Here is a 9,854-nt window from a genome sequence, read left to right on the forward strand (position 1 = left end):
CCAAATGGAGAACTAATTCGTATGCGAATGTCGAAACTTGCAACGAGTACCACCAAAGAAGCACCAAATGATGCCGAATTAATTAGTCACTCGCTGTTGGTGCGGGCTGGCTATGTCAAGCAACAATCAGCTGGAATCTACTCGTTGCTGCCGTTATGTGTCCGTTCGACCCAGAAAATCTCGCAAATTATTCGCGAAGAGATGGATGCGATTGACGGCCAAGAGTTGTTGATGCCAGTAGTGACCAGCGCTGATCTCTGGCGCGAAACTGGTCGCTACGAAGGCGTAACCGAAGAATTGCTGCGCTTCAAAGATCGCAACAACAAAGATATGGTGTTGAATATGACCCATGAAGAAGTGGTCACCGACATCATGCGCCGCTATATCAAATCGTATCGCCAAATGCCAGTGATGGTCTACCAAATTCAGACCAAATATCGTGACGAAGCGCGACCACGTGGCGGAATTATTCGCTTGCGTGAGTTTACGATGAAGGATGCCTATTCCTTCCACGCCACGATAGAAGATCTCGACCACTATTATGAGCAAGTGCTCAACGCCTACAAGCGAATTTACCAACGCTGTGGCTTGCCAGTCGAAGTTGTGCAATCTGACCCGGGCATGATGGGTGGCAAGATTGCTCACGAATTTATGGCGGTCACACCAGCTGGCGAAGATACCCTGATCTTATGTCCAAGCTGTGGCTATTCGGCCAATCGCGAAGTTGCCGTTGGGGCCAACCCTACCTCAACTGCCGCGCTCGAAGCCCTAAGCCAAGGCGAAGCCAACACCAAAGATTTGGCTGGGCACTTCGGGGTTGCACCAACTCGCGTCATTCAAATTAAGCTGTATAAAACCGCCGAAGGTGTGTTGGTGGTGACTTATGCCCCAGCAGGCCGCGAAATCAACCACATTAAATTGCAAAATGCCGTTGGCGCTGAATTGCAAAACGTCAGCGAAGCCGACTTAGCCAATTATGGCTTGAGCGGTTTTGCGAGTGTTGCGCCACGCAGCCTCAAGGCTAGCCAAAACGTGCGAATTTTGGTCGATAGCGCTTTGACCACCGAACGCAATTTGGTTGGCGCGGCTGGCAAAGCTGGCCACTACGATCTCAATTTAAATTGGGAGCGGGATTTCACGGGCGAAGTTGTTGATTTGACCGATGTGCTCGAAGGCCAACCCTGTAGCCGCTGTGGTGAACCATTGACGATTGCCCGCGCGATCGAAGTTGGCAATATCTTCAAGCTTGGTACCAAATATTCAGCCGCCATGAAATGTGTGTTCGCCAACGAAAAGGGCGAAATGCAACCAGCGATCATGGGCTGCTATGGCATTGGGGTGCAACGGATTTTGGCTTCATTGATTGAAAAATTCAACGATGCCCGTGGTATGATGCTGCCAATTACGGTTGCGCCATATCAAGTGCATGTGGTTGGTACCGATTATCAAAGCAATGTCGAAACCAAAAGCGTCGCTGATCAACTCTACAGCGATTTGCAAGCCCAAGGCGTGACGGTGTTGTTGGATGATCGCGATGTTAACGCTGGCAATAAATTTGGCGATGCCGATTTGATTGGCAATCCAATCCAGGTAATTATCGGCTCGCGTGGCCTGAAAAATGGTCAAGCCGAGGTCAAAATTCGCAGCACTGGCGAAACCACCATGGTTGCATTAGCCGATCTGCTGAGCCATGTTTTGGGCGTGCGCCAAGCGATGTTTGCTAGCCTAAGCTAATTTTTGAGGGGTCAGGGGTCAGTTTTAGACTGGCCCCTGACCCCTAGCCCCTGATCCCCGATCCCTACGTTCTCAGGAAACCACTGAACAACTCAATCAACTGCTGAGCCAGCTCAGTTTTGGCTTGGCGGCCAAAATCCCAGCGCTGGCCGTGGCGGCTAAACACGGTTACGGCGTTATCACTTGCCCCGAGTGCAGTTCGCGCATCGTTGGCGACAATCGCATCAAGCCCTTTGCGCGTGAGTTTAGCTTGGGCATACTGCTCAAGGTCGTGGGTTTCGGCAGCAAAGCCAATCTTGATCAAGCCTGTATGGTCTTTGAGGCTGGCTAGAATATCGGTGGTTTGGGTCAGTTGCAAGCTCAATGCGTGATCGGCTTGCTCAGTTTTTTTAATTTTATTATCGGCGACGCTCACAGGCCGATAATCGGCGACCGCAGCAGCCATAATCAACATATCGCAGCCTTGGTTAATTTCATGATGTAAAGCATCGTGCATGGCGGCGGCGCTTTCGGCATAGATATGCTGCGTGCCAAGCGGCGGAGTGGCGCTGGCTGCGCCGATAATCAAGCGCACATCTGCGCCAGCATCACGGGCGGCGGCGGCCAGGGCAAAACCCATCGCGCCCGATGAGCGATTGCCAATAAAGCGTACTGGATCGATCGCCTCGTGAGTTCCGCCAGCAGTGATAATCAAACGCTTGCCAGCTAATGTCCCAAACCGCCGCCCCAAGGCCAAACGAATCTCAGCCTCGATCTGATCGATCTCCGCCAACCGACCAATCCCGACCATTGGCTCGGCCATACGCCCAGCAGTTGGGGCAATAATCTGCACGCCACGACTTTGCAAGGTTGCAACATTGGCTTGAGTAGCAGGATTAGCCCACATATTCACATTCATCGCCGGAGCTAGCAAAATTGGCGCACGTGAAGCGAGCACGGTTGTGGTCAGCATATCATCGCTCATGCCCATGGCCAGCCGGGCAATTGTGTTGGCAGTGGCAGGCGCGATGATGATCAAATCAGCCCGATCGCCAATTGTGACATGGCCAATATCGGTTTGCTCGGAGAGTTGCCACATATCGGTATAAACAGGGCGATGGGTTAATGCCCCAAAGGTCAAGGGCGTGACGAATTTGGTGGCCTCTTCAGTCATTACTACATCGACCAACGCCCCAGCCAAGCTCAGATTTCGTGCTAGCTGCACAACCTTGTAGGCGGCAATTCCACCCGTCACGCCTAGCACAATCCGCCGATCTACCAATGTCATGGCAATTTCCTCAATTAACCAAAAGTAGGCCATTACACTACGTTGAATGTAGTTGCAATGGCCCGTGGCTTTTATTTAAACAATGGCGTACCGAGCCATGCAGCGGCCTGTTGGCGTTGGCTAGCACTTGGTTGGCTAACCAACGTTAGGCTCAAGAAATCAGGGTTAGGTTGGCTGAACGTAACGGGCAAGTGCAATAATTCATCACGCCGGAAGAAACTTAATTGCACCGTTGCGCCGATTGGATAATCGGCTAGTCGTTTGTTCAAGCCATCTTCATCGATGCGCCAACCATCGAGGGCAATTAATTCATCGCCAGCGGCTAGGCCAGCGCGATCAGCATCGCCGCCATCGAGCACATGGGTAATTTGTACCCGACCTTCGACGGCTTTGGTGCGAGCGCCAAGTTGAGGCCGTGGATTGCCTTGCGAATCACGATCTTTATAGGTCCATTGCAATTGCAAGCCAACAGTGGCAAAGGCTTCGGCATAGGGCAATTCGCTTAATCCATCGATATAATTGGCGAAATACTCGCTCCAATCGCTGCCTGTGAGTGTTTGCAGCGCTTGCTGCATCCCATCGGCTTCGGGAATCCCCGGGCCAGTAATTGGATACGTCCGATAGAGATAGCGAATCAAATCATCAAGCGATTGCTGACCATTGCTCCGTTCGCGCAATTGCATATCGAGCACCAATGCTGCCAGCCCACCCTTGAGATAATACGAAACGGTGGTGTTTGGGGTTGATTCATCAGGCCGATAGAACTTGATCCATGCATCGAATGAGGAACTGCTCAGGCTATGTACCAAGCGACCAGGCGTATTTTGCAGGGTTGTAATATCATCGGCCAAGCGCTCAAGGTAGCGCTGAGGAGTCATCAAGCCTGCTCGGACCAACATCAAATCGGTGTAGTATTCGGTGAAACCTTCCATCACCCACAACAAACGCGTGTAATTTTCGCGGGTGTAATCGAAAGGGCCGAGCGGTGCAGCCCGTAACCGTTTGACATTCCAGGTATGGAAAAATTCGTGGGCAATCAGGCCTTGAGCGCGTTCATAGGTTTTGCTGGGCTTGAATACATGGCGTGGTAGCAAGAGCGAGGTTGAATTGCGATGCTCTAAACCGCCGTAGGTATTAGCTCCGGCCAGCAGCACAATAAACAAATAATAATCATACGGCAAATCACCCCAGAAGGCATGCTCAGTTTCAACAATTTGCTTGGTGTCGGCCAGCACTTGCTCGATATCTTCGTTGCCATGGCCCCAAACTACCACCTCATGAGCTTTTTCGACGACTTCAAAGCGATAGCGGCGCAATTCGCCGACCTCAAATGGGCAATCCATCAATTCATCTAAATCGCTGGTTCCATAACGACCATCGGCCAATTGCGGCAAGCCTGTGGCAATTTCCCAACTATTTGGCAGTTCAAGCCGCAGATTGTATGTGCAATCGTGATATTCGGGCAAATAAAGTAACGTTGCAGCCGGCACGATATGCGCATGGGTTGCATCAATGTGATTGGTGCGCACGGTCAATTCATAGCCATAGACTTGATAGGTTACGGTTATTGTGCTAGCACCATTAGTTTGCACCTGCCATGTCAGGCGATCAGTTTTATGGATGACCAGTGCTTGACCATTGGCACGAGCCTCGACAAAACGCAAATGGCGGGCGTATTCACGGAGCAGATACGAGCCTGGTGTCCATGCTGGCAATTGCAACGACGTTTCAGAACCCGTTAAACCCTCAATCCGCAGTGTGACGTTGATGATATGGCGTTGAGGTTGAGGAATCGCGAGGGTGTAATCAAGGACAACAGACACAGGCATACTCCTTTAATCGTTATCGGCAGCAACCGCATAGCCAATTGTGCTACCGGCAATCAAGAGACCAGCAGTGGTAAGTAACGGATCGTGTTTGGTGATAATTGCAATCACCAAGCCTAAAACCCCCGCAAACCACGTGATCCGTGCAAGTAATAAAGCCTCACGGCGCATGAGCAGAACTCCTATAAAAGTGAGTTGCTATCAGTGTAGCTTAAAATAACCCATCCAACAAAGGGGAGCAGGGGTTAGGTTTCAGGGACTAGGGTTCAGATTTTTAACCACGAAGGGCACGAAATAAGGCTCTAGGCTGAAGGCTATCGGAACAATTGTTGACATTTGCAATCAATCACCGATAGCCAAAAGCCCATAGCCCACACCATTCGTGCCCTTCGTGGATCAATCGCCATATGAATAACTGCCCCTTGACACCTAGCAACTGACAGCTATTTGCATATTTTGAGCATCTGGTCTACGCTTGCAGCCTTGAAATGCATTTTAGTTATCAACGATCAGTGATGATCTTGTAAAGATGATGAAACGATACACACTGCATACCTGCATCATTTTGGCGGTTGCGTTGGGCCTGCGCCTTGCTACGTGGTGGCTCTTGCCCTATAACGATTGGATTAGCGACGAAGGCGAATATTGGGGCGCGGCAATTTGGCTAGCGCAAGGCCGTGAATTTCAGTTTTTCGATGGCTGGATCTGGACGCGTCCGCCACTATATATTAGTTTTTTGGCGGCGCATATCAAGCTGTTTGGTAATAGCGCGTTGTGGGCTCCCCGCCTCAGCCAAGCCTTGATTAGCGTTTTAAGCGTTTGGCTAACCATGCGGATCGCTAAGCGGCTTGCTCCAACTGAATACCAAGCACGGGTTAGCTTAATCGCTGGTTGGTTGATGGCGCTGGGCTATTCATTTGCCGCATTTAGCTATTTTATGCTTTCAGAAACTGTGTTTTTGAGCATCTTCTTGGCGGCGAATTTGTTGTTGTTGCGTTGGGCTAGTACCCGTCATTGGCACGATTTGCTCTTGGCGGGGGTGGGCTTTGGCCTGGCTGCCTTGACGCGGGCAATCATTTTAACTTGGCTGCCCTTGCCCGCCTTGTGGATTGCTTGGCAAATTTGGCATACTCAGCGCCCACGCTGGCAAGCTATGATTAAACCAGTGCTTGGCTTTACGCTCAGCGTGTGTGTGATTGTCTTGCCATGGACGGCCTTTGCAACCAATCGTTGGAGCAACGGCGATGGCTTGATTTTGGTCGATACGACTGGTGGTTATAATTTTGCCCTCGGTGCACAAATTGCCACACCCGATGGCCGTAATGGCACCCGCCTAGCCGAAATTTTGTGTGGTGGCAATGGCTTGGTCTGTCAAGGCTCGCAGGCAGCGCGTCAAAATCAAGCGTATGCCCAAGGGTTTACTTGGCTAGGCGAAAATCCACAGCGCTTTATTAGCAAAACGGCACTCGAATTGTTGGATATTTTACAAGTGCGGTTTGATAGTGCTGAACATTTGACCGATGGCTATGTTGATGGCCGCGTGCCAGTGCCGCATCTTTTGGGCCTGCTGCTCGACGACACGTTGTATGTGGTAATTGTCGGCTTGGCGGTGCTTGGGTTTTGGCGCAAGCAAGCAGTTGCTGGCAAAGGCTTGGTGCTTGGTTGGTTGGGCTATAACATCATTGTCGGCTCATTGATTTTTGCAATTGCCCGCTTTCGCCAACCGTTGATTCCATTTGTGATCATCTATGCTGCTTTGGCAATCGTGCAGTGGTCGCAAGCTTGGGCTAGTAGCCGTCAACAGCGTTATGCTTGGGCTAGTGCTGGCTTATTGTGGCTGATCGTATTGCCATCGTATGTCTATTTACCAGAATCAGTCGGGGTGCGTAGCGTTTGGCAAGATGTACGCTTGGGCTTTGCTGGGGTGCAACAAGCCAACCAATGTCAGACAATTCGTGAGCTATTGCAAGCTGGTGATTTAGCCGAAGCTCGCCAATTGCACGACCAAATTGATGCTGAGGGTCGCAGCGAAAATACCAGCGTTAGTGGCTATACTGGGCGGCGCTGTTTAGCCTTGATCAACGGCCAACTACTGGAAGCTGAAGGTAAATCAGAACAAGCCTTGGCCTTCTACCAACAGGCTAATCCCAAAAATAACCCAGTGCAATCGGCACGCATTTTGATGCTTGAGGGTAATTTGATGCAACGCCAAGGCCAACTTACAGCGGCAGTCGCCCGTTTAAACTTCCGCGATGTCGAAATTATTAATGATCTGGCTTGGGCCTGGAACTATTTGACCGTCGTGCCAACCACCACCATCGATCTTGGCTCAGGTTTAGATTATGGCTATGTGCGCGGATTTTATCAGAGCGAGCATAATCAACCAGATTTTCGTTGGAGCAGCCAAGCCTCGGCCTTGCGTTTACCCCAAGCAGCAACTGGCCAAGCCCAAACTCTGCGCTTACATCTGAATGGCTTCACCAACGATTGGCAACCAACCCGCATCAGCGTTAGCCTTAATGGCCAATTAATCGATAGTTATCAACTCAAACCCGATTGGTATTGGCTTGAAATTGCCTTGCCCGCCCAACCGCAAGGCAACGATTTGCTGATTGAATTTGCTAGTAGCACCTTCGTCAGCGGCCCCGAAGATTTGGCAACACGGGTCAGTTCACGCGCCGCCGATCCATTGCGTTTATTGGGCTTTCAGCTTGATCGGGTTGAATTAAAATAAAAAAAAACCTTGGGATGTACAAACATCCCAAGGCGCATCAACGAGCTAGATTACTCGGTAATCCATTGATCGACTGAGCGTTCTGAGCGGATCAATTCTTCGCTGCTGAAGAACAGTGCCACTTCATGTTCGCCATTTTCAGGTGAGTCTGAGGCGTGGATCAAGTTGCGCCCGATATTCACACCAAAATCGCCACGGATCGTGCCAGGGGCAGCCTTGACGGGATTGGTTGCGCCAACAGTTGAGCGCACAATTTCGATCACATCTTTGCCTTCAACCGCAACGACCAGCACTGGGCCTGAGGTAATGTACGAAACCAAACCAGCGAAAAATGGCTTGCCTTCGTGAACGCCGTAGTGCTTGTGAGCCAACTCGCTGCTGACTTGTGACAATTTGATGCCAATAAATTTCAAGCCGCGAGCTTCCAAGCGGGTCAAAATTGGCCCAATTAAGCCACGTTGAACTGCATCAGGCTTTAAGATGATCAATGACTTTTCCACAGGGAAATGCCTCCATTATGCTTGGTTAATCAAAGAAAGTATCGTTTACACGACCGTGGGCATTGTAGCATATTTAGCCAATCAGCCATAAAAAAAGCGAGCCACCAATCAAGGTGACTCGCTCATCAAACCGCCAACATGCCTAAATCGGTACTGCCTTGCTAATATTTTTGGCAGCGCGGCGCATTTCAATCTTGACCAAACCAAGATTAACCATTCGTTGCGTTACCACCGTCAGAATTACGTCACGAGCTTCGAGCAATAAAATCGAACCATCTTTGGCATCAATAATTGCATCAACCAGTGTGCCAATACCAATCCGTTTGGTCGCTTTATCAATTTCACCAAATACTGCTGCCGACATCGCGCCCAATACTTCAGCATCTTCATCTTCGATTAAAGTGCTGGCGATAACCAAACCATCGCGGCCTACTAAGAGGCTGCCGATAACCCCTTCAACCCGAATTAAGTCCTCAACGATATGACGCATAGGGTCTAGCCTTTCTTCAGTTGCTTGGTGCGTTAACGACGTGGTTTATTTAGCACCCAGCCATACTCATCCATCGCTTCACGCCAGCGTCCTTGCTTAGAATAGGCATCACCTAAAGCACGGTGCAGCCGTTGGAGCAAGCCTGGGTCATCGTGCGACTCAATCAGATCTTGCAGATCATCAACTACTTGATCCATCAGTTGATTTTGTTTAATCAGCCGTTTGTATTCATTTAAGGCTTGATCAACCGAGGCAGTTTGACTAATCATCCGAGCCAAGGCCATTCGCAAGCCATGGTTGTTTGGGTCGGCCTCAAGTTGTTGGTAGTATTCGCTAAAGTCTGGGCCATCGCCACTGGCCCCACCACTGCTTGGCGTAACCGTTGGGCTAGCCACAGGTGCTGATGCTGCTGGTGTTGGTGTCTGAGCCAACACGGGCGAGGTTTCAACCACCGGCGTTTCAGCCGCTGGTTTTGGTTCACGACGTGGCGAAACGTTGTATAACGGTGCGCGTGGGCGTTGCTCTTCTTCACGTGGCCGTGAGGAAACTGGATACAACGGAGTACGTTTGTTATCAGCCTCTGGCTCAACTTTGGGCGTAGGTGTTGCGCTAATTACAGATGGTGTTTCAACAATTGCAGGCGGCGTTGGCACGACCACAACCGGTGCAGCCTCGACCACTGGCTCAACTGGCGAATCGATTATGGCAATTTCATCGTCGCTTAAGCCCAAATCTTCCCACGAGAACGGGGTCATTTCTGGTTCGGCTGGTGCTGCTTCGACGACTGGTTCTGGTTCTGGCTCAGCGCTTGGCAAAACAAAATCGATGCCCATCAATTCTTCTTCGCTCAGCTTCAAGCTCCGATCATCGTCGCCTTGTTGCAACGAGGCAATTTCTTCTTCGCTCAAGCCCAAATCGGCTAGCGAAAATGGCGTGAGATCAGGTTCTAGCTCACTGGCAGGTTCAGCTGCTGGCGCTTCAGTGCCTTCCAATGCAGCAAGTTCTTCAGCGCTCAAGCCTAGTTGATCAAAGGTGAAGGGCGACATATCAGGCTCTTCGGCTTCGATCTCAGGTTCAGGTTCGCTTGTGCCTTCCAAAACAGCAATTTCTTCGGCGCTCAAGCCCAAATCCGTCAGCGAAAACGGAGTCATTTCTGGCTCAGCGTTCGCACTTGGCTGCTCAAACTCAAAATCATCGAACCCGAATCGAGCTGGTTCTGCTGCCGCCGTTTCACTGGTTTCCCCATTCAGCATCGCGATTTCTTCGGCGCTCAAGCCCAAATCGGTCAGTGAGAACGGGGTCA

At 50.6% G+C, this 9,854-nt stretch carries 8 protein-coding genes; 2 read left to right on the forward strand and 6 right to left on the reverse strand.

Going from position 1 to position 9,854, the window contains the following annotated elements; genetic code table 11:
• Positions 1-21: 21 nt before the first annotated feature.
• A complete protein-coding gene (locus tag ABEB26_RS23140; protein ID WP_345724464.1) occupies positions 22-1,734 on the forward strand; it encodes a proline--tRNA ligase in 1,713 nt (570 codons plus the stop codon).
• 64 nt (positions 1,735-1,798) lie between these two features.
• Here ABEB26_RS23140 and coaBC read toward each other — a convergent pair whose 3' ends face one another.
• The 3 genes from coaBC to ABEB26_RS23155 all read right to left on the reverse strand — a co-directional run bounded on the left by coaBC (position 1,799) and on the right by ABEB26_RS23155 (position 4,998).
• Positions 1,799-3,001 carry a bifunctional phosphopantothenoylcysteine decarboxylase/phosphopantothenate--cysteine ligase CoaBC gene (gene coaBC / locus ABEB26_RS23145; RefSeq protein WP_345724465.1) on the reverse strand — a complete coding sequence of 401 codons (1,203 nt, stop codon included), beginning with the start codon at positions 2,999-3,001 and terminating at the stop codon, positions 1,799-1,801.
• A gap of 71 nt (positions 3,002-3,072) precedes the next feature.
• Entirely contained in the window at positions 3,073-4,824 is a 1,752-nt protein-coding gene (locus ABEB26_RS23150; protein WP_345724466.1) for a M61 family metallopeptidase, read from the reverse strand.
• A gap of 12 nt (positions 4,825-4,836) precedes the next feature.
• Positions 4,837-4,998 (reverse strand): hypothetical protein, encoded by a 162-nt coding sequence (locus ABEB26_RS23155; RefSeq protein WP_345724467.1) that lies wholly within the window; start codon positions 4,996-4,998, stop codon positions 4,837-4,839.
• Positions 4,999-5,356: 358 nt separating this feature from the next.
• Between ABEB26_RS23155 and ABEB26_RS23160 the strand changes: the two genes are divergently transcribed.
• Complete coding sequence (locus ABEB26_RS23160; RefSeq protein WP_345724468.1) at positions 5,357-7,561, forward strand: glycosyltransferase family 39 protein; 2,205 nt, start codon at positions 5,357-5,359, stop codon at positions 7,559-7,561.
• A gap of 50 nt (positions 7,562-7,611) precedes the next feature.
• On the opposite strand, the gene ndk is transcribed toward ABEB26_RS23160, so the two are convergent.
• The 3 genes from ndk to ABEB26_RS23175 form a co-directional block, all read right to left on the reverse strand.
• Complete coding sequence (gene ndk / locus ABEB26_RS23165; RefSeq protein ID WP_345724469.1) at positions 7,612-8,061, reverse strand: nucleoside-diphosphate kinase; 450 nt, start codon at positions 8,059-8,061, stop codon at positions 7,612-7,614.
• Positions 8,062-8,203: 142 nt separating this feature from the next.
• Positions 8,204-8,551 (reverse strand): roadblock/LC7 domain-containing protein, encoded by a 348-nt coding sequence (locus tag ABEB26_RS23170; RefSeq protein ID WP_012191747.1) that lies wholly within the window; start codon positions 8,549-8,551, stop codon positions 8,204-8,206.
• A 32-nt stretch (positions 8,552-8,583) separates the two neighbouring features.
• Positions 8,584-9,854, reverse strand: a 1,271-nt coding sequence (locus tag ABEB26_RS23175) for a tetratricopeptide repeat protein (RefSeq protein WP_486348327.1), incomplete at its 5' end; no start/stop codon positions are given.

Source organism: Herpetosiphon gulosus (genome assembly GCF_039545135.1).
In the GTDB taxonomy this organism is placed as follows: domain Bacteria; phylum Chloroflexota; class Chloroflexia; order Chloroflexales; family Herpetosiphonaceae; genus Herpetosiphon; species Herpetosiphon gulosus.

Coding starts and splice junctions, on each gene's coding strand:
- ABEB26_RS23155 (WP_345724467.1), bottom strand. CDS start 4,998: ATGCGCCGTGAGGCTTTATTACTTGCACGGATCACGTGGTTTGCGGGG.
- ABEB26_RS23140 (WP_345724464.1), top strand. CDS start 22: ATGCGAATGTCGAAACTTGCAACGAGTACCACCAAAGAAGCACCAAAT.
- ABEB26_RS23160 (WP_345724468.1), top strand. CDS start 5,357: ATGATGAAACGATACACACTGCATACCTGCATCATTTTGGCGGTTGCG.
- coaBC (WP_345724465.1), bottom strand. CDS start 3,001: ATGACATTGGTAGATCGGCGGATTGTGCTAGGCGTGACGGGTGGAATT.
- ABEB26_RS23170 (WP_012191747.1), bottom strand. CDS start 8,551: ATGCGTCATATCGTTGAGGACTTAATTCGGGTTGAAGGGGTTATCGGC.